Origin of the sequence: Streptomyces sp. Ag109_G2-15 (assembly GCF_900215565.1) — a bacterium.
Lineage (GTDB): Bacteria > Actinomycetota > Actinomycetes > Streptomycetales > Streptomycetaceae > Streptomyces > Streptomyces diastatochromogenes.
In genome coordinates this window covers 418,148-436,510 of the sequence record NZ_OCNI01000002.1, presented here as the reverse complement: position 1 = coordinate 436,510, position 18,363 = coordinate 418,148, and the positions used below count along the sequence as shown (strand labels likewise).

General features: G+C 72.1%; 17 protein-coding genes and 1 riboswitch. Of the genes, 10 read left to right on the top strand and 7 right to left on the bottom strand.

All coding sequences use genetic code 11. The annotated features are described in order from the left end of the window. Positions 1-168 precede the first annotated feature (168 nt). Positions 169-894 carry an ankyrin repeat domain-containing protein gene (locus CRP49_RS38475; protein ID WP_097258034.1) on the top strand — a complete coding sequence of 242 codons (726 nt, stop codon included), beginning with the start codon at positions 169-171 and terminating at the stop codon, positions 892-894. 37 nt (positions 895-931) lie between these two features. Here CRP49_RS38475 and CRP49_RS38470 read toward each other — a convergent pair whose 3' ends face one another. Then, positions 932-1,486, bottom strand: coding sequence for a TetR/AcrR family transcriptional regulator (locus tag CRP49_RS38470; protein ID WP_220378258.1), 555 nt, complete (start codon positions 1,484-1,486; stop codon positions 932-934). A 233-nt stretch (positions 1,487-1,719) separates the two neighbouring features. Here CRP49_RS38470 and CRP49_RS38465 point away from each other — a divergent pair, with 233 nt between their 5' ends. The 5 genes from CRP49_RS38465 to CRP49_RS38445 all read left to right on the top strand — a co-directional run bounded on the left by CRP49_RS38465 (position 1,720) and on the right by CRP49_RS38445 (position 7,316). After that, positions 1,720-2,316 (top strand): (2Fe-2S)-binding protein, encoded by a 597-nt coding sequence (locus CRP49_RS38465; protein WP_097258032.1) that lies wholly within the window; start codon positions 1,720-1,722, stop codon positions 2,314-2,316. Further along, entirely contained in the window at positions 2,313-3,305 is a 993-nt protein-coding gene (locus tag CRP49_RS38460) for a xanthine dehydrogenase family protein subunit M (RefSeq protein ID WP_097258031.1), read from the top strand. Before CRP49_RS38465 ends, CRP49_RS38460 begins: the two co-directional genes overlap by 4 nt. After that, entirely contained in the window at positions 3,302-5,425 is a 2,124-nt protein-coding gene (locus tag CRP49_RS38455) for a xanthine dehydrogenase family protein molybdopterin-binding subunit (RefSeq protein ID WP_097258030.1), read from the top strand. Before CRP49_RS38460 ends, CRP49_RS38455 begins: the two co-directional genes overlap by 4 nt. Further along, a complete protein-coding gene (locus CRP49_RS38450) occupies positions 5,418-6,551 on the top strand; it encodes an XdhC family protein (RefSeq protein WP_097258029.1) in 1,134 nt (377 codons plus the stop codon). The genes CRP49_RS38455 and CRP49_RS38450 overlap by 8 nt, the downstream gene beginning before the upstream one ends. Positions 6,552-6,881: 330 nt before the next feature. Beyond that, complete coding sequence (locus tag CRP49_RS38445) at positions 6,882-7,316, top strand: ester cyclase (protein WP_097258028.1); 435 nt, start codon at positions 6,882-6,884, stop codon at positions 7,314-7,316. Between the two features lie 27 nt (positions 7,317-7,343). Here the strand turns inward: CRP49_RS38445 and CRP49_RS38440 are convergent, their stop codons facing one another. From CRP49_RS38440 to CRP49_RS38430, 3 genes are all read right to left on the bottom strand, one after another. Continuing rightward, a complete protein-coding gene (locus tag CRP49_RS38440; RefSeq protein WP_257033774.1) occupies positions 7,344-8,222 on the bottom strand; it encodes an MBL fold metallo-hydrolase in 879 nt (292 codons plus the stop codon). 12 nt (positions 8,223-8,234) lie between these two features. After that, positions 8,235-8,302: riboswitch (guanidine-III (ykkC-III) riboswitch) on the bottom strand. Positions 8,303-8,322: 20 nt separating this feature from the next. After that, positions 8,323-9,576, bottom strand: coding sequence for a PP2C family protein-serine/threonine phosphatase (locus tag CRP49_RS38435; RefSeq protein WP_257033773.1), 1,254 nt, complete (start codon positions 9,574-9,576; stop codon positions 8,323-8,325). A 213-nt stretch (positions 9,577-9,789) separates the two neighbouring features. Further along, positions 9,790-10,815, bottom strand: coding sequence for an aldo/keto reductase (locus CRP49_RS38430; RefSeq protein ID WP_097259254.1), 1,026 nt, complete (start codon positions 10,813-10,815; stop codon positions 9,790-9,792). A 141-nt stretch (positions 10,816-10,956) separates the two neighbouring features. On the opposite strand from CRP49_RS38430, the gene CRP49_RS38425 reads away from it, so the two are divergent. Next, positions 10,957-12,189, top strand: a complete 1,233-nt coding sequence (locus tag CRP49_RS38425) for an FAD-dependent oxidoreductase (RefSeq protein ID WP_097258027.1) — start codon at positions 10,957-10,959, stop codon at positions 12,187-12,189. Positions 12,190-12,223: 34 nt separating this feature from the next. Here CRP49_RS38425 and CRP49_RS38420 read toward each other — a convergent pair whose 3' ends face one another. Continuing rightward, a complete protein-coding gene (locus tag CRP49_RS38420; RefSeq protein WP_143670090.1) occupies positions 12,224-13,087 on the bottom strand; it encodes an IclR family transcriptional regulator C-terminal domain-containing protein in 864 nt (287 codons plus the stop codon). A 69-nt stretch (positions 13,088-13,156) separates the two neighbouring features. Here CRP49_RS38420 and CRP49_RS38415 point away from each other — a divergent pair, with 69 nt between their 5' ends. The 3 genes from CRP49_RS38415 to CRP49_RS48575 all read left to right on the top strand — a co-directional run bounded on the left by CRP49_RS38415 (position 13,157) and on the right by CRP49_RS48575 (position 14,690). Continuing rightward, entirely contained in the window at positions 13,157-14,044 is an 888-nt protein-coding gene (locus CRP49_RS38415; protein WP_143670089.1) for an aquaporin, read from the top strand. Further along, positions 14,023-14,406 carry an aldehyde dehydrogenase family protein gene (locus CRP49_RS38410; protein ID WP_097258024.1) on the top strand — a complete coding sequence of 128 codons (384 nt, stop codon included), beginning with the start codon at positions 14,023-14,025 and terminating at the stop codon, positions 14,404-14,406. The genes CRP49_RS38415 and CRP49_RS38410 overlap by 22 nt, the downstream gene beginning before the upstream one ends. A gap of 62 nt (positions 14,407-14,468) precedes the next feature. Further along, the gene (locus CRP49_RS48575; RefSeq protein WP_257033772.1) at positions 14,469-14,690 is read left to right on the top strand and encodes a helix-turn-helix domain-containing protein; all 222 of its coding nucleotides are present in this window, start codon (positions 14,469-14,471) and stop codon (positions 14,688-14,690) included. A 15-nt stretch (positions 14,691-14,705) separates the two neighbouring features. On the opposite strand, the gene CRP49_RS38400 is transcribed toward CRP49_RS48575, so the two are convergent. Then, the gene (locus CRP49_RS38400) at positions 14,706-17,369 is read right to left on the bottom strand and encodes a SpoIIE family protein phosphatase (protein WP_097258023.1); all 2,664 of its coding nucleotides are present in this window, start codon (positions 17,367-17,369) and stop codon (positions 14,706-14,708) included. A gap of 121 nt (positions 17,370-17,490) precedes the next feature. Then, on the bottom strand, positions 17,491-18,231 hold the full coding sequence (locus CRP49_RS38395; RefSeq protein ID WP_097258022.1) for a class I SAM-dependent methyltransferase: 741 nt from the start codon (positions 18,229-18,231) through the stop codon (positions 17,491-17,493). Between the last annotated feature and the right edge of the window lie 132 nt (positions 18,232-18,363).

Genomic DNA, 18,363 nt, shown 5'->3' with positions numbered 1-18,363 from the left:
TTCGTGAGGACGACCAAGGTCATCTGCAGCCCTGCTCCCCGCGAGCGCCTCGCATGCGGACCATCGGAGCAGAAGCGTTCCGCTGTCACCCGTTCGGACGCGCCCCCGGTCGACGCCCCGGTTGTCAGTGGCTCGTGCTACCCAGGTGGTGAACTGGGAGGTGGCCCGATGCTGCTCAACGCGACCGCACCACTGGCTCTTGCCGCCGTCGAGGCGGTCCACGCCGGCGACGTGCCCGCACTGCGGGACCTGCTCACCGCCCACCCGGGCCTGGCCACAGCCCGGCTGGGCGACACGCGGACCGCCCGCACCCTCCTGCACGTCGCCACGGACCGGCCCGGCCACTACCCGCGCGGCCCGCACACCGTCACCGCCCTGGTCGCGGCGGGAGCGGACGTGAACGCACGCTTCACCGGCCCGCACCGCGAGACCCCCCTGCACTGGGCGGCCAGCAGCGACGACGTCCCCGTCCTGGACACCCTGCTCGACCTCGGCGCGGACATCGAAGCCGACGGCGGGGTCATCGGCGACGGCACCCCGATCGCCGACGCGGTCGCCTTCGGTCAGTGGACCGCCGCCCGGCGCCTGCTGGAACGGGGTGCCCGCACCAGCCTGTGGCAGGCCGCCGCCCTCGGTGAAGCCGACCGCGTCGCCGCCTGTTTCCCGCCCCGTGCCGAGCCTCCGAGCCGCGAGGAGATCACCGGCGCGCTGTGGTGCGCCTGCCACGGTGGGCAGCAGCGGATCGCCGCCTACCTGTGGGAGCACGGCGGTGACGTCAACTGGATCGGCTACGACGAGCTGACCGCGCTCGATGCCGCCGGCAGATCCGGCCACCCCGCCCTGGTCGCCTGGCTGCGGGAGCGGGGAGCGATGTCGGCCGAGGACCTCACCTGACACCGCCTCGGCCGGACCGCCGAGGGCAGTGCCTGTCTCACCGACCGGGCGCCCCCGCCCGCAGGCCGTCCATCACGAGGTCGAGGAGCCGGGTGGCGCGTGGCTGCCAGTCGTCGTGCGGGTCGAGCTGCCACAGACCCGCGATGGCGAGGACGAAGTCGTCCGCGCTGACTCCGGGTCGGATGGTGCCGGCCTCCTCGTTGGCGCGGAGCAGGAGTTCCGCCGCGGTGGTCACCGGTGTGTGGGCCGGTCTGGCCGGGCCTCCCGGTGCGCTGGTCGCCTGGCGTATCGCGTCGGCCAGGCCGGCCTTGGTCATGGCGAACTCGGCGAGCCGGTCCATCCAGGCACGCAGGGCCTGTTCGGGCGCCCGGGTCTCGAGCAGCTGTGCCGCGCTGTCGGCGACCTGCCGCATCTCGTGGCGGTAGATCTCCAGAACGAGTGCCTCGCGGTTGGGGAAGTTGCGGTAGAACGTGCCCTGCCCGACGCCGGCCTTCTTGGCGATCGCGCTGAGCGGCGCGTCCGCACTGCGCGTCAGCTCGACGAGTGCCACTTCCAGGATGCGCTCACGGTTGCGCTGCGCGTCGGACCGCATCGGTGGGTCCTTCTTGTGTGGCACTCGTCCTCCTCAAGGGTTCTGGCCGAACCCCGCCCTTGCTAACCGGACAGCTGTCCGTATAGGTTCCTCGGGTAGCGGATAGCTGTCCGGTTACGTCCACGATAGCTGTGGACGCGGCCCCACTGCAGTAGGCAGTCGCCCCATTCGGCCCGAGCATCCCGCACCTTCGGTTCTCTCCCAACTGTTCTGGAAAGCGAAAGAAGTTGCTCATGGCTTTATCGACGTCCAGTGTCATCACCCTGAAGATCAACGGCGAGAAGTACACACTGCCCGTCGACCACCGGACCACCCTGCTCGACGCACTGCGCGAGCGCCTCGATCTGACCGGCACCAAGAAGGGCTGTGACCAGGGTCAGTGCGGTGCCTGCACCGTCCTGCTGGACGGGCGCCGGACCGTCGCCTGCCTGCAACTGGCCGTGGCGGCCGAGGGCCGCGAGATCACCACCGTCGAGGGCGTGGCGGACGGTGAGCAGTTGCACCCCGTGCAGCAGGCCTTCCTCGACCTGGACGGCTTCCAGTGCGGCTACTGCACCCCGGGACAGATCTGTTCGGCGATCGGCGTGATCCAGGAACACGCGGCGGGCTGGCCGAGCGCCGTCACCGACGACATACGGCCCGAAGCGGGACCACCACCCCTGACCGCCGACGAGATCCGCGAGCGGATGAGCGGCAATCTGTGCCGTTGCGGCGCGTACGTCTCGATCGTCGAGGCCGTGGCCCGGGCGGCCGAGGCCGGAACGGACACGAGCACAGCCGCTGCGGCGCGCATCAGCCCCGAAGCGGCGGCCGAGGAGGCCGTGGCATGAGGGAGTTCGGTTATCAGCGGGCGTCCGACGTCGCCGGCGCCGTCGCGCTGCTCGGCGCCGATCCGGACACACGCTTCCTCGGCGGCGGCACCAACCTGGTCGACCTCATGAAGACCGGCGTCGAACGCCCCGCCCGCCTCATCGACATCCGCGAACTCCCGCTCGACGAGATCGAGTCGACGCTGGAGGGCGGTCTGCGCATCGGCGCCACCGTCACCAACGGCGACCTGGCCGCCCACCCCGAAGTCCGGCGCCGCTACCCGGCCCTCGCCCAGGCGGTGCTGGCCGGCGCGTCCGGGCAGCTGCGCAACATGGCCACGGTCGGCGGCAACCTGCTCCAGCGCACCCGCTGCGGCTACTTCACGGATGTCACCAAGCCCTGCAACAAGCGTGTCCCCGGCAGCGGCTGCCCCGCCGTCGAGGGCGAACACCACAACTCCGCCATCCTCGGCGCATCCGACCACTGCGTGGCCGTACACCCCTCGGACATGGCCGTCGCACTCACCGCCTTCGACGCCGTCGTCTCGTACGAAACCGCGGACGGGCCAGGCGAGTCGCCGCTCCGCGAGTTCTACCTGCCCGTCGCCGACACCCCGCACCGCGAGACCGCCCTGCCGCCGGGCGCGCTGATCACCGGTGTCACCCTGCCGCCCACGCCGGCGGCCGCCCACTCCCGTTACCGCAAGGTGCGCGAGCGCGCCTCGTACGCGTTCGCCATCGGCTCGGTGGCCGCCGCCCTCGACGTTCGCGACGGCGTCGTCCGGGACGTCCGCCTGGCTCTCGGCGCGGTGGCCTCCCGCCCGTGGCGGGCCGTCGCGGCCGAACGGGTCCTGACCGGCGCGCCGGCCGAAGCCGAGACCTTCGCCGCCGCCGCGGAGGCGGAGCTGACGGCGGCGCGGCCGCTGCCGCACAACGGCTACAAGGTGACCCTGATGCGCAACCTCGTGGTGGCCGTGCTGACCGAACTCGCCGAGGAGGCCGCCCGATGACCACCGTCACCACGGCGCACAAGAACGCCGTCGGCACCGCGCACACCCGTGTCGAAGGCCGCGACAAGGTCACCGGAGCGGCCCGCTACGCGGGAGAGGTCCCCTTCGCCGACCTCGCGCACGGCTGGCTGGTGCTGTCCACGGTCGCCCGCGGCCGCATCCGCGAGCTCGACACCGCTCCCGTCCTCGAACTCCCGGGCGTCCTCGCCGTCCTGGACCACCGCAACGCCCCGCGCGTCGAGACCGATTACACCGGCCTGATGGGATCGAAGCCCGACCCGACCTGCGCCGTCTTCCAGCACGACCGGGTGCCGCACCTGGGCTGGCCGGTGGCCCTGGTCGTCGCCGAGACGTCCGAGCAGGCCAGGGAGGCCGCCGAGGCGCTCGTGGTGCACTACGAACAGGAGCCCCACGACGTCGACTTCAGGGGCGAGCACCCGGACGCCTACCCGCTGGACGGCCATATGCCGGCGGTGGCGGAGAAGGGGGACCTCGACGCCGAACTCGCCGCGTCGGCCGTCGTCCTCGACGCCGAGTACACCACCCCCGAAGAGCACCACAACCCCATGGAACCGCACGCGGCGACCGCCCGCTGGGACGGCGGCCGGCTCGAGGTGGTCGACTCCAACCAGGGCGCGACCTGGGTCGTCGGCGAACTCGCGAGCCTCTTCTCGCTCGACCCGGCCTCGGTGCGCGTACGCTCCGAACACGTCGGCGGCGGCTTCGGCAGCAAGGGCGTCCGCGCCCACCAGGTGGCCGCCGTGATGGCCGCGACCGTGCTGCAGCGCCCGGTACGCGTCGTCCTGACCCGCCGTCAGATGTTCTCGCTCGCCGGCTACCGCAGCCCCACCGTCCAACGTGTCAGGCTCGGCGCCGACGCCGAGGGGCGGCTGCGCGCGCTGGAGCACCGTTCGGTCAGCCTCACCTCCACCGTGCACGAGTTCGTCGAACCGAGCGCCGGGGTGGCACGGGTGATGTACGACGCCGACGCCCACCACACCGCCAACCGCGTCGTACGGCTCGACGTGCCGACCCCGACGTGGATGCGCGCCCCGGGCGAGGCGCCGGGCTCGTTCGCGCTGGAGGCGGCGCTCGACGAACTCGCCGAGAAGTGCGGGATCGACCCGATCGAGCTGCGCCTGCGCAACGAACCCGACAAGGGACCGGTCTCCGGCCTGCCGTTCGCGGGCCGCGATCTGCCCGCCTGCTTCCGCGAGGGCGCCCGCAGGTTCGGCTGGGCGGACCGCGACCCGCGCCCGGGCCTGCGCCGGGACGGACGCTGGCTGCTCGGCACCGGCACGGCGGCGGCCTCCTTCCACGCGGGTGCCATGCCGTCCACGGCGACCGTGACCGCGCACCCGGACGGCACCTTCACCGTCCGGATCGCCGCGGCCGACATCGGCACCGGGGCCCGTACCGCGCTCACCCTGGTGGCCGCGGACGCGCTGCGCGTGCCCCCGGAGCGGGTCCGCGTACGCATCGGCGACAGTGACTTCGGACCGGCGATGATCGCCGGCGGCTCCATGGGCACCCGCTCCTGGGCCTGGGCGGTCACGGCCGCGGCCGACGAACTGCGCGACAGGCTGGCCCTGGGCACCGGCATCCCCGCGGAGGGCATCACGGTACGGTCGGACACCACCGCGGCCATCGGCGCCCTCGCCCCCGCCGAACGGCACTCCTTCGGGGCGCAGTTCGCCGAGGTGGCCGTGGACGTCACCACCGGCGAGGTGCGCGTGCGGCGCATGCTCGGCATCTTCGCGGCGGGCCGGATCGTCAACCCGCTCACCGCACGGGGCCAGTTCGAGGGCGGCATGATCTGGGGCATCTCCATGGCCCTGCACGAGGAGGCGATCCGGGACCGCGCCACGGGCGGCCACGTCGGCGCCGACCTCGCGGGCTACCACGTGGCCACGCACGCCGACGTACCGGACATCGAGGCCGACTGGATCGAGGACCCGGACCCGAGGGATCCGGTCGGGATCAAGGGCATCGGCGAGATCGGCATCGTGGGCGCCGCGGCCGCCATCGCCAACGCGGTCTGGCACGCGACCGGCGTACGCCACCGCAGCCTGCCCATCCGACCGGACCGCGTCATCCTGGCCGGGGCGCAAAGTGCTTGATATCGCCGCGGAGTTGATTCGCTGGACCGAGGAGGGCCGGGACTTCGCCGTCGCCACCGTGCTGGCGGTGGGCGGCAGCGCGCCGCGCGGTCCCGGCGCCGCCCTCGCCGTCGACAGCGAGGGCACCGTCATCGGCTCGGTCTCCGGCGGGTGCGTGGAGGGCGCGGTCTACGACCTGTGCCAGGAAGCGCTCCAGACCGGCGAGAGCGTCACGGAACGGTTCGGCTACAGCGACGCGGACGCCTTCGCCGTAGGACTGACCTGCGGCGGGACGATCGAGGTGCTGATCACGCCGGTGGGCGTGCAGGCGCCCGCCCGGACGGTCATGACGTCGGCTCTGTCGGCCGCCGTCCGGGGCGAACCGGCTGCCCTCGCCCGGGTCGCCCGCGGTCCGGCCGAACTCCTCGGCCGGGCCCTGCTGGTACGACCCGACGGCACGCACGAGGGCGGTCTCGGCGGCCACCCGGAGCTGGACCGGACGGCGGCGGCCGAGGCCCGGGCCCTGCTGGAGGCCGGGCGTACCGGCACGGTGGACATCGCCGCGGACGGTTCGCACTGCCCCGGCGGCCTCACGCTGCTGGTCGAGTCGCACGTGCCGCCCCCGCGGATGATCGTCTTCGGTGCGGTGGACTTCGCCTCGGCGTTGGCGCGGGCCGGCAAGTTCCTCGGCTACCACGTGACCGTCTGCGACGCCCGCCCCGTCTTCGCCACGCGGGCCCGTTTCCCCGACGCCGACGAGGTGGTCGTCGACTGGCCGCACCGCTATCTGCGGCGCACCGCGACCGATGCCCGTACGGTCCTGTGCGTGCTCACCCACGACGCGAAGTTCGACGTACCCCTGCTGAAGGCGGCCCTTGAGATGCCGGTGGCCTTCGTCGGTGCGATGGGCTCGCGCCGCACGCACGAGGATCGTGATCGGCGCCTGCGGGAGGAGGGCGTGAGCGAGCGGCAGCTGGCCCGGCTGCGCTCCCCGATCGGCCTCGACCTCGGCGCGCGTACGCCGGAGGAGACGGCGCTGTCGATCGCGGCGGAGATCGTCGCCGCGAGGCGAGGCGGGACGGGCGTGCCTCTGACCGGCGTGAGGACGCCGATCCACCACGACCGGGGGGAACGCGACGCGGCCTGAGTCTGAGAGACGGTTCCTGGTGGGTTGGAAAGCAAGACTCAAATTCCACAGAGCACCAGCAATCAAGGGCGCCACCGCCTTCGTCACCCACATCGACGGCTCACCGCCCCGATGACCCTGCGCAGAATCCGCCTGGCCGGTGCCGTTCGGCCGGAGCAGGGCACGGGGCTCGGCCGTTGGTCCGGCGAGGACTCCCCGACAGGTGAGTCCTTCGGCGCATCCAGAGACTGAAGGCCGACTGACGAGTGTCCGCGCGCCGTGTCACATTCCCGGCGGCTGTGTCGTCCTACGGGTGAGACACCGTCCAGCACGGAGCAGAGGAGAGACCGCATGCCGGCAGCCGGGGCGACCAGCAACACGGAGACGCTCAACCGCCTCCACTCCGCCGTGAACAGCGGAGACCCGGGAATCATCTCGAAGGCGATCGACGAGTGCGTCGCACCGGACGTGCTCTTCCACGCGCCGGTACCGATGGGCGCGACGGGAGCGGAGGCCCTGAAGCGGGTGTGGGAGGTGCTCCTGCGCGCGTTCCCGGACATCCACGTCGCCGTCGAGGAGACGGTCGCGGAGGGCGACAAGGTCGCCTCCCGGAACACGGTGACCGGGACCCACCTGGGCGAGTACCAGGGCCTGCCGCCCACCGGAAAGACCGTCACCTACAGCGAGATCTTCATCGTCCGCTTCGCCGAGGGGCGGATCGCCGAGATCAGGGGCGTCGTCGACGTCCTCGCGCAGCTGCGCCAGCTCGGTGCCCTCCCGTCCTGACCAGGGGCACTGCCTGCCACACCGGGCTCAGGTACCTGGGCACAGGACGAAGTCGGAGTACGCGCGCCAGGTGAGGTCGGCGCCGAGTTCGGTGAGCGCGTCACGGATCCTGCGGAGGTGGGCCGGGGTCAGCTGGAGCGGGGGCTCGTCGGGCTGGTAGGTGGTGCGGACCGGGTAGTCCACGCCCGGTTCCTTGGTCATCTCGATGTGGCAGCCGAGCACATGGGTGACCGGCCGGCGGTCGGTGAACTCGATCAGCCGGTCGATGCTGCGGGTGAAGGCGGGAACGTCCTCGATGTAGAGCCGCCCGGGATAGACGCTGTCGCCGGTGAGCAGGAGGCCGGTGGCAGCGTCGTAGTACGTGACGGCCGCCTCGTGATGGCCGGGGGTGGCCAGGCACTCCAGGACCCGGCCGCCCAGGTCGACGTGGGCGACGGCGTCCGGGTCCGCGTCGAACCCGAAGTACCGCCAGGCGGTGGTGTGGTCGGCGCCCACCACCGTGGTGCCGGGGCGGTCGGCGAACTGGCCGTCGCCCGCGATGTGGTCACCGTGCCCGTGGGTGTGCAGCACCAACAGCTCGTAGCCGTCCCGGGGATGCCGGGCGAGCCAGTCCGCGAGGAGCCCGTCGACCACCCGGCGCAGGGGGAAGAACTCGGCGGACCCGGTGGCACCGGTGTCGATCAGCACCGCCCGTTCGTTGCCGCACAGCAGGAACAGGAACGGCGCCTCGTAGTGGACCGCCATGTTCTGCCGCAGGATGAACGTGTGCTCGTCGTACGCGTGGACCTGGATGTCCGGGTCCGTGTTGTGCTTGGCCGAGGGCGAACCGTGGATCCACCGCACGTCCAGCGGGCGCGCCGCGGGAGGGGCGCCGGTGAAGTCGATGAGATGCGTGCCGCTGTGCACGATGCCTCCGTGCGTGCGTCGTCTTGGCGGGCCGGGTACGGCGCACATCTCGTCCGGGGCAGGCACGTCCGAGCCTCCGCCGGGACGCTACCACGGTGTCTCACGGGGCCGACGGCGCAGGCGGCACGGACCGCTGGTCGGCGAGCAGGCAGGCGGTGAGCGCTGCGGTGTCGTCCTGGAGGCGGTTGTGGCTGTAGGCCATCAGGTCGCGGTGGAGCTGTTCCAGCAGCTCCCGGGGCGGGAGCGGGCCCCAGGATCGCAGGCGCTCGACCAGCGGGTAGAAGGCGCCGTCGGGATCGCGGGTTTCCGTGATGCCGTCCGTGTAGAGCAGGAGCTGGTCGCCGGGCCGGAAGTCGTAGACGTCGACGTGATACGGGTCGTCGACCAGCATGCCGAGGTTCAGCGGGGGAGCCGACTGCCCTCGGTCCAGTTCGCGCACCTCGTCACTGCGGATGAGGAGCGGGGGCGGGTGGCCGCAGTTGACGATGCGGACGAGATGACCGGCGGCGGGGATCTCGGCGAAGACGGCCGTGACGAACCGTTCGCCCAGCTCGCTTCCGCCGAGCAGCATCGCCCTGCGGTCCATGCTCGTCTCCACGCGGTCCGCCAGGGCGGCCAGATCGGGTTCGTCGTGCGCCGCCTCCCGGAACGCGCCGAGCAGGGTGGCGGCGGTCTCGACCGCGAGCAGACCCTTGCCGCGGACGTCGCCGATGAGCAGCCGGATCCCGTGCGCGGTGGGGACGGCCTCGTAGAGGTCGCCGCCGATGCGCGCCTCCGCGGCGGCGGAGAGGTAGAGGCTCTCCAGGAGGAGGTTGCCGATCCGGTGCGGGACCGGTCTGAGCAGGACGCGCTGCGCGATCTCGGCCACGAAGCGTACGTCGGCGAGCGTGCGCTCACGGCGGGTCCGGTGGGCGGCCAGGATCGTGCCGAGGGCGCCCACCAGGGCGGTGCAGAAGTACGAGGCCACGTAGTGGCGGTCCCACAGGTAGCCGACGGACCGGCCCGCACAGCAAGGGGTGCCGGCCAGGACCCCTTCGAAGACGACGGCGAAGACCGTGGCGCCGGCGACCACGAGGGGCCCGTGGGCGAAGGCGGCCACCAGCGGGAGGGCGATCAGCACGAAGCTGACCGGCCAGTCCACGGGTGTGAGGGGTTCGAGCACCAGAAGGCCCACGACGAACAGCACCGGAAGCCAGCGCATCCACGCCACGGGCGCGGGCAGCTGGGTCCGTACGGCCATGCCGGCCTGCGGCACCCGGTGGGCGCGTCGGTGACTCACCCGTCGCCCCTGCACGCGCACGCCGTCGCAGCCGCCGGAGCGGCCCGGGAAGCGTGCCGTGCCGGTGGACGACATGCCTGACGGTTCGGCTTACGCGGCCTTCGCACACCGGACTCCTGATCACACGACCCCTGCAAGAGGTCCAGCCTCCTGCGCCGCGTCCCGGCACACCGGTGATTGCTCCACCTGGCGGCATGTTCTGGGGGCCGGGGTCGTGGGGGCGGTGCGGTGTCCACCGTGGCCACGGCAACGCCCCACCGCCCGAGACGACTTCGAGTCAGGCCCTGGTCAGGCCTCCCGCCCCACGGACGTGAACGACATGTCCGGGTAGCGGTCGCCCGCCACCCGGCCGGCGATCGGCTCCAGCAGGGCCAGCTCGTCGGTCGTCAGCACGATCCGGGTGGCCGCGGTGTTCTCGAGGAGGCGGCTGCGCTTGCGGGTCCCCGGGATCGGTATCACGGTCAGACCGTGCACCTGGGCCCGCTGGTGCACCCAGGCGAGGGCGATCTGCGCCGTGGTGGCGCCATGGTCGGCCGCGATCTTGCGCAGGGGCTCCAGGAGAGCGGCGTTCGCCTTGGCGTTGTCGCCGCTGAAGCGCGGCTGGAACTGCCGGAAGTCGTTGCTGGAGAGCTCCGTGCTCGCGTCGGCGAAGGCTCCGGCCAGAAAGCCCCGGCCCAGCGGCGAGTACGGCACGAACGCGACCCCCAGCTCGGTGGCCGCGCCCACCGCGCTGCGCTCGACGTCCCGGCTGAAGACCGACCACTCCGACTGCAGGGCGGTGATCGGGTGCACGGCGTGTGCCTCGCGCAGCTCGGCACCGGTGACCTCGCTCAGGCCGAGGTGCTTGACCTTGCCCTCCCGCACCAGTTCCGCCATGGCGCCGACGGACTCGGCGAGCGGGACGGCGGGGTCGCGCCGGTGCATGTAGTAGAGGTCGATGACCTCGACGTTCAGGCGGCGCAGGCTCGCCTCGACCGCGTTCTTCAGGTAGGCGGGCTCGTTGCGGATACCGCGGTGGAGCGGGTCGTCGGCACGGCGCTCGATGCCGAACTTGGTGGCGAGCGTGATCTCGTCGCGGTGCGCGGCGACGAACGGCGCGAGGAACTCCTCGTTGGCGCCGGTGCCGTAGACGTCGGCGGTGTCGATGAGGGTGACGCCGGCCTCGAGGGTGGCCTCCAGGGTGTCGCGGGCCGCCGCGACGTCCGTCTCTCCGTAGGCGTTGGTGATGCCCATGGCGCCGAAGCCCTGGACGCCGACCAGGGGGCCGCCGGTGCCCAGCTCGACCTTGCGGATCTGTTCGATGGCGTGGCTCATGCCGGCCACGCTAGATCGTTCGAGTGTGCTCGAAGCAAGTGCGTTGCGCGCCAGGCTTCCTGGATCGGTCGACGTGGCGGGGGTATAGTATTCATCAACCGATGAATTACTGCTCTCCTCTCGTGAAGGGCAGGGACTGCAATGGAACAGACCACGTGCTGTGTGGTGGGAGGCGGTCCGGCGGGCATGGTGCTCGCGCTGCTGCTGGCCCGGGCCGGTGTCGCGGTGACGGTCCTGGAGAAGCACGGCGACTTCCTGCGCGACTTCCGCGGCGACACCGTCCACCCCTCCACGCTGGCCCTCCTGGACGACCTGGGGCTGGCCGAACGCTTCGCCGAGCTGCCGCAGCGCCGGGTGAACACCGTCCAGCTGCCGGTCGGAGCCGGCCGCTCGACGGTCACCGTCGCGGACCTCACGGTGCTGCGCGGGCCCTACAACTACGTGGCGATGGTGCCCCAGTGGGACCTCTTGGACCTGCTCGCCGACGAAGCCCGGCGAGAGCCGTCCTTCCAGCTTCGGATGAACACCGAAGCGACCTCCTTCCTGATCGAGTCGGGACGGGTGACCGGGGTGCGCTACCGCACCGCCGACGGCCGCACCGGCGAGCTGCGCGCCCTCCTCACCGTCGCCTGCGACGGCCGCGGATCACTGGCGCGCTCCCGGCCGGAACTGGGACTGCGCAGCTTCACCTGCCCGATGGACGCCTGGTGGTTCCGCCTGCCGCGGCATCAGGGCGACCCGCGGGGACTCGTCGGCGGCGCCGGGGACCGCTTCCTGACCGCGATGATCGACCGCGGCGACTACTGGCAGTGCGCCGGACTCATTCCGAAGGGCACCGACGCGCAACGCCGTGCCGCGGGCCTGGACCGGTTCCTGGCCCAGTTCACCGCGGCCGTCCCGTGGATCGCCGACCGCTCGCACGCGTTGCGCTCGTGGGGCGAGGTCAAGCTCCTGGACGTACGCCTGGACCGCCTGCGCCGCTGGCACCGTCCGGGGCTGCTGTGCATCGGCGACGCCGCGCACGCGATGTCCCCGGTCTTCGGCATCGGCATCAACCTCGCGGTCCAGGACGCCGTGGCCGCCGCCCGCTATCTGACCGGGCCACTGCGCAGCGGGACCGTGGGCCTGCGCGACGTACGCGGTGTGCAGCGGCGGCGCCTTCCGACCACGGTCGTCACCCAGGCGCTCCAGCGAACAGCCCACGCCCTCTTCATCGCTCCCGTCCTGCAGGGCCGTCCGCCTCTCGGCAGCGCGGAGCGGGCCCAGCGCCTCGCACGCCTGGTCGCCGGGTCACGATGGATACGGCGCCTGCCCGCGTACTTCATCGGCTACGGCGCACTCCGGGAACGTCCACCTGAGGTGGCCGTCCGCTAGCCACCGTCGCGTACCCGAGGGGCTGCGGCCCGCGTCAGTCGCTGCGTACCGGCCCGAACGCGAAGACCGCGGCCACATCGGCTTCCATCGCCCTGGCGGTGGAGATCAGGTGTGGGAGCAGACGCTCGCGGGACTGCTCGGGAGTCTCCGGTCCCGCGTGCAGGGCGACATTGACCGCGGCGACGGCCCTGCCGCGCGCGTCGCGCAGGGGGACCGCCATGGAACGAAGTCCCAGCTCCAGCTCCTGCTCGACCAGGGCGTACCCGTCGTGCCGTGCCTGGGTGAGGAGTTGGCTGAGATCCATGGGCGAGGTACGGGTGAAGGAGGTCAGCGGCCGGGGCGGCAGCGCGGCGAGCAGTCGCTCCTGGTCCGGCCGTGTCAGGTCGGCCAGCAGCACGCGGCCCATGGAGGTGGCGTAGGCGGGCAGCCGGGCTCCCGGATGGATGCTGACGCTCGTGACCTGCTGGGTGGCGGAGCGGGCCAGGTAACGCACCTCCGCTCCGTCGAGTACGGCGACGGAGGCGGACTCATGGGCGCGGGTGGCGAGTTCGGCCAGATGCGGCTGCGCGATGTCGGCCAGGCCGAGACCTGACAGGCGGGCGTAGCCGAGGCCGAGAGTGCGCGGGGCGGGAAGGTAGTACCGTCCGCGCTGCTCGGCGTAGCCCAGGTCCAGCAGGGTCAGCAGGTTGCGGCGCGTGCTCTGGTACGACAGGCCGGCGGCCTCCGCCGCTTCGTTGAGGGTGAGGCCGCCGCGGGCCCCTCCGAGCGCGGTGAGCACGGCTAGTCCGCGAGCCAGGGCCTGCAGGAAGAGGGTTCCCAGCTCCGTTTTGGCATCGGCGTAGGGGGACGGGGTGAGGCCGTCGGCCGCAGGACCGTCGGCATTGAGGGCGTCACCCATCTCCCGTGCCGCCCGGGTGAGATGGGGCAGGGCGTGTGCGCGCAGCGCCTCCGCGCTGAAGCGGCTCGTATGGGCGAGGACGCTCAGCGCATACCGGGGCCCGCCGTCCTGGCCGGAAACAGGAACGGGAACGGGAACGGGAACGGACAAGGCGACCAGGCCCGGGGCGGCGATCTGGTCGTCCAGGGCCCAGCCCTGCTCGGCCGCGTCGGAGATCCAGGCGGCGAAGTCCGCCTCGGCCGCTTCGTGGTCAGCCTGGTGCGCCTGCTCGCGCTACCGGACTCGCCCCTGGCGATCAGAGACGCCCGCCTCATGCTCGGCACGGCCGGTGCCGTGGTGGCGCTGCTGCTCGCCGCGCTCATGTACGCACCGACCGGACGTGCCTCCGGCGGCCACTTCAACCCCGGAGTGACCGTCTTCCTGTGGGCCGACGGCCTGTTTCCCGGCCGCGCGGTCCTGCCCTACGTCGCGGCGCAGCTGGCCGGTTCGGTCAGTGGCCCAGCCCTGGCCCGCCTCGTGTGGGGCGACCCCGTCCTCCGCATCCACTACGCCCTGGTGGCGCCCGCCCCGGGCACCGGCACGACTGCGCTGTTCCTGATCGAGACCGCGGCGCTGATCGCCGTACTCGCGGCGGTGGCCGTGGTGATGGGCCGCCCCCGGCTGCACGCACTGATCCCGGCGGTCATCGCCGTGGGTGTGGGCCTCGTCATCGCCTCGCTGGGCGCGGTCACCGGCGCCAACATCAATCCGGCCCGTGCCTTCGGTCCGGCGTTGCTCTCCGGCGAGTACACCCACCTGGGGACCAACCTGCTCTCCCCCCCTCGTCGCCGGTCTCCTCACCGGCCTGGCCCACCGCACCCTGCGCACCGGCCGACCGGCCCCCGCCCAGCCGGCGACCACCTGACCACCCCGCCCCCCTCACCCTGGAGCAGCTCATGCCCACCACCCGCGGCCTGATCATCGACGGCACCGAGGTGCCCGCCTCCTCCGCCCGAACGACTCCCGACATCAACCCCTGGACAGGGGACGTCCACGCGCAGGTCGCCGCCGGCACCGTCGATGACGTACGCCGCGCGGTGGACGCGGCCGACGCGGCCTTCGAGGCGTGGGCCGCCACCAAGCCCGCCACACGCCGGCAGATCCTTCTCAAGGCGGCCGAACTGATGGTGAGCCGCACCGACGACATCGTGCGGATCATGGCGGAGGAAGTCGGCGCCACCGCACCCTGGGCCGCTTTCAACGCCCGTCTCGGTGCCGACATCCTGCTGGAAGCGGCTGCAGCCGTCAGTCAGCCGGCCGGACAGGTGCTCGCCACCTGACCTGGTCAGAATTGAATTACCGTCACGGAAACGAAGGTTTGTCGAATGAGTACATTCTCGGGGTGAGTGGGCAGGTGCTGGCCAGAGCACTCCGCGACCTCGAGCGCGACGGACTCGTAGCTCGCCGGGTCTACCCCGAGGTCCCGGTCCGCGTGGAGTACGAACTCACGGCGCTGGGCGGGACCATGTGCCCGGTCGTACAGGAGATACGGCGGTGGGCCGAGCTGACGGCGCAGGCGATCGGCGAGGCACGGGTGGCGTACGACCGAGGTCAGCGGAGCTGACCGGGGCCGCAACGGCTATGCGTGCAGCTGCTGTTCGGTCCAGATGACCTTGCCGTCAGGCGTGTAGCGCGTGCCCCAGCGGTCGGCGAACTGGGCCACGAGGAAGAGGCCGCGGCCGCCCTCGTCCATGGTGGTGGCCCGGCGCAGGTGCGGGGACACGCTGCTCCCGTCGGACACTTCGCAGATGAGGCTGCGGTCCCGGATCAGGCGCACGCTGATGGGGCCGGTCGCGTGCCGGATGGCGTTGGTGACCAGCTCGCTCAGGATCAGTTCCAGGGTGAACGCCTCCTCGTCCAGACCCCACGCGTGCATCAGCCTGCCGGCGCAAGCCCGCACACCGGCGACGGCCGAGGGATCGGAGGGCACGCTCCACGCCGAGGTACGGTCACTGTCGAGCAGCCGGGTGCGAGCGACCAGCAGGGCCACGTCGTCGCGTGGTGCCGTCGGCAGCAGCGCGTCCATCACGGCCTGGCACATCTCCTCCGGCGTCCGTCCGGCGTGTGCGATGGCGCGGCGCAACTGCTCGATCCCCTCGTCGATGTCACGCTGCCGTTCCTCGATCAGGCCGTTGGTGTACAGCACGATGCCGCTGCTCTCGGGGAGGTGTATCTCCGCCGTCTCGTACGGCAGCCCGCCGAGGCCCAGCGGGGGACCGGCCGGTGTCCCGGCCAGGTCCGCACGGCCGTCCGGGAACACGATCAGGGGGTCCAGATGGCCGGCTCTGGCCATGGTGCACAGACCGGACATCGGGTCGTAGATCGCGTACAGGCACGTGGCACCCGTGAGTGTCGGTGCCTCGCTGTTCTCGTCGTCCCGGTCCTGGTCGATGCGGGTGACGAGTTCGTCCAGGTGCCAGAGCAACTCGTCGGGCGGCAGGTCGAGCGTCGAGAAGTTGTGCACGGCGGTGCGCAGTTGCCCCATGGTGGCGGCGGCGTGCAGACCATGCCCCACGACGTCGCCCACCACGAATGCGACGCGGGCTCCCGGCAGGGGTATGACGTCGAACCAGTCGCCGCCGACCCCGCCGAGCCCCGCCTCGGCCGGCAGATAGCGGTGGGCCACCTCGACGGCGCTCTGCTCGGGAAGAGCATGGGGCAGAAGGCTGCGCTGCAGCGCGACGGCCATGGCGTGCTCCCGGGTGAAACGGCGGGCGTTGTCGATGCTCACCGCGGCACGGGCGACCAGCTCCTCCGCCACCGAGAGGTCCTCCTGACCGAAGGGCGTGGGCTCCTTCGAACGCCAGAAGGTCGCCACGCCCAGAATCACCCCGCGGGCCCGCAGCGGAGCCGCGATCATGGAATGAATGCCGGAGGCCACCAGCCGGCGAGCCCGGTCGGGGGCCTGGGCCTGCCAGCCGGTGTAAGCCCCCATGTCGGCCTCCAGCACCATCTCCCCGGAACCGAACCCGGAGGCCTGCGGCGTGGAGGGGTCGAAGTGGATCAGCTCACCGGGTGGATACAGCGGCGTGTCCTCCCGGATGCCGTACAGGGCGACACGACGCAGCTCCGCCATGTTCGCCTGGTTCGGTTCCTCACCACGCAGTACGGCGTCGGCCAGGTCGACGGTGACGTAGTCGGCGAACCGGGGCACGGCCAGCTCGGCCAGTTCCTCGGCCGTGCGGGTCACGTTGAGCGTGGTGCCGATGCGGATGCCGGCGTCGTACAGCAGCCTGAGCCGTTCCTGTACGTCCTCCACGCGGCCCATCAGCGCGCTGAGTTCCGTGGTGTCGCGGAGGGTCGCGACCGCGCCCCCTGGCCCGGGCTGCTGCGCCATGGGGCGCTGGCTGATCGCCAGCAGCCGGTCGCCGACCCTGATCACCTGGTCCGTGGCCGCCGTGCCGGACAGCAGAAGCTGCTCGGCGGTCGGCTCGAGCCCCAGACTCTCGACCGGCCGGCCCTCCGCGTCCGCCCCGAGCCCGAGCAGGCGTCGTGCTTCGTCATTGGCCAGGAGCAGACGGCCTTGCGGATCGATGATCAGCACACCTTCGCGCACCGCGTGCAGCACGGCGTCGTGGTGCTCGTACATGCGTGTCATCTGCACCGGGCCGAGCCCGTGTGTCTGACGGCGCAGCCGCCTGCTGATCAGTGCGGTCCCCCCGGTGGCCGCCAGGAGCACCACCCCGGTCGCGACCAGCACGAGCGGCACCTGCCGGTCGGCCGCCCCGCTCACCTGCTTGATCGTGATGCCCGCGGAGACCAGTCCGATGACCTTCCCGTCGGAGGAGGTGACCGGGACGACGGTCCGCACCGAGCGGCCCAGCGTCCCCCTGGTGGTCTCGGTGACGACTCCACCGTGCTGTGCCGCCGCGATGCTGCCGATGTAGCGCTGGCCGATCCGCGCCGGATTCGGATGGGTGTAGCGGATGCCGTCCGGGCTCATCACCACGACGAAGTCCACGTCGGAGCGTTTGCGGGTCTCCTCGGCCTGCGGCTGCAGCGCGGCGCTGGGGTTCGGGCCCCCCAGGGCCTGTCGCACCGAAGGGGACGAGGCGACGGCCGTGGCCACCGCCAGTGTGCGGTTGCGGGCCTCGCGCTCGGCGTCCGTCCGGGACTGCAGCAGTAGCGCGACGACCGCCGCGGCCACCAGGACCACGATGATGAAGACCTGCAGGATGAAGACCTGGCCGGCGACGGTACGCAGCCCCTGCCAGGACCGCAGACGCCCGGGCCGCCGGTCCATAGACCCATCTAACCTCGGCTCCCACGCGCCCTCACCCTTGCGCGGCCCGCCGGGCCCCACCCCTTACGACTCGTGCCCGCGTGTACGCACGCAGCGAGCGGTGCCGGAGCCGCGCGCTCCCTCAGGCCCGCGTCGTCAAGATCATGTATGGCGCGGTCCTGGTTTCCGCCGGAGCGTCTTCCGCGGTGCCGTCGAAGGGGAGCGTGGGCAGGTCCACGGTGGGGGCGGGGAAGCCGGCCTCGGTCAGGAAGGACCGGTAGCGATCGAGGGAGCGGTAATGCGTGGCACTCGTCATCGTGGTGCCGTCGCGCAGCCGGAGCTGCGTGGGCACGGTGTCGCCGTCGGTATACACGGCTCCTGGTTCGCCATGGCGCACGGTGGAGAAGCCCACGCCGGTCGCCGTGGGGTTGAGGTCGGCGAGGAGATACGGGGCGCCGGGGCGCAGGACGCGGTGGATCTCGGCGGTGAGGGCGGCCAGCCGGTCGTCGTCGGGGTCGGTGCAGTACACCAGGCCGCACACGGCGCCGTCGACGCTGTCGTCGGCGAGCCAGGGCAGGGTACGGCCGTCGAACAGCCGGTAGGAGACACGAGGGTGGGGGCGGTCGGCCCGAGCGATGTCCAGCATGTCCGCCGACGGGTCGAGCCCCTGGACCGTCCACTCCCCGCCACCGGCGAGCCGCGCCGCGATCGCGCCGGTGCCGCACCCGACGTCCAGCACCAGCCGGTCCGGGCTCGGACTGCGGCCGAGCCGTTGCAGCACCGCGGGGAAGATCAGCTTCTCGGCCAGCCGCATGTCGCGGTCTCGATAGGCGTCGGCTGCGGCAGTGGTGTCCCAGCCGAGGGGGTCGTCGCCGGCGATCACGGGTCGCTGCCTCCTGCACTGAACCTGGCCCGGCCTGTCGGGCTGGGGCGTTCGGCGGCAGCCTGACACACGCCACGGCCTGCCGGTCCGTGGCGCCGGGAGATTCCCTCGACGGCGCAACGGACCTGCGCA

Coding starts and splice junctions, on each gene's coding strand:
- CRP49_RS38425 (WP_097258027.1), top strand. CDS start 10,957: ATGGAACAGACCACGTGCTGTGTGGTGGGAGGCGGTCCGGCGGGCATG.
- CRP49_RS38445 (WP_097258028.1), top strand. CDS start 6,882: ATGCCGGCAGCCGGGGCGACCAGCAACACGGAGACGCTCAACCGCCTC.
- CRP49_RS38435 (WP_257033773.1), bottom strand. CDS start 9,576: ATGTCGTCCACCGGCACGGCACGCTTCCCGGGCCGCTCCGGCGGCTGC.
- CRP49_RS38460 (WP_097258031.1), top strand. CDS start 2,313: ATGAGGGAGTTCGGTTATCAGCGGGCGTCCGACGTCGCCGGCGCCGTC.
- CRP49_RS38415 (WP_143670089.1), top strand. CDS start 13,157: ATGGGCGAGGACGCTCAGCGCATACCGGGGCCCGCCGTCCTGGCCGGA.
- CRP49_RS38465 (WP_097258032.1), top strand. CDS start 1,720: ATGGCTTTATCGACGTCCAGTGTCATCACCCTGAAGATCAACGGCGAG.
- CRP49_RS38420 (WP_143670090.1), bottom strand. CDS start 13,087: ATGGGTGACGCCCTCAATGCCGACGGTCCTGCGGCCGACGGCCTCACC.
- CRP49_RS38430 (WP_097259254.1), bottom strand. CDS start 10,815: ATGAGCCACGCCATCGAACAGATCCGCAAGGTCGAGCTGGGCACCGGC.
- CRP49_RS38400 (WP_097258023.1), bottom strand. CDS start 17,369: ATGGACCGGCGGCCCGGGCGTCTGCGGTCCTGGCAGGGGCTGCGTACC.
- CRP49_RS38455 (WP_097258030.1), top strand. CDS start 3,302: ATGACCACCGTCACCACGGCGCACAAGAACGCCGTCGGCACCGCGCAC.
- CRP49_RS38470 (WP_220378258.1), bottom strand. CDS start 1,486: ATGCGGTCCGACGCGCAGCGCAACCGTGAGCGCATCCTGGAAGTGGCA.
- CRP49_RS38475 (WP_097258034.1), top strand. CDS start 169: ATGCTGCTCAACGCGACCGCACCACTGGCTCTTGCCGCCGTCGAGGCG.
- CRP49_RS38410 (WP_097258024.1), top strand. CDS start 14,023: ATGCCCACCACCCGCGGCCTGATCATCGACGGCACCGAGGTGCCCGCC.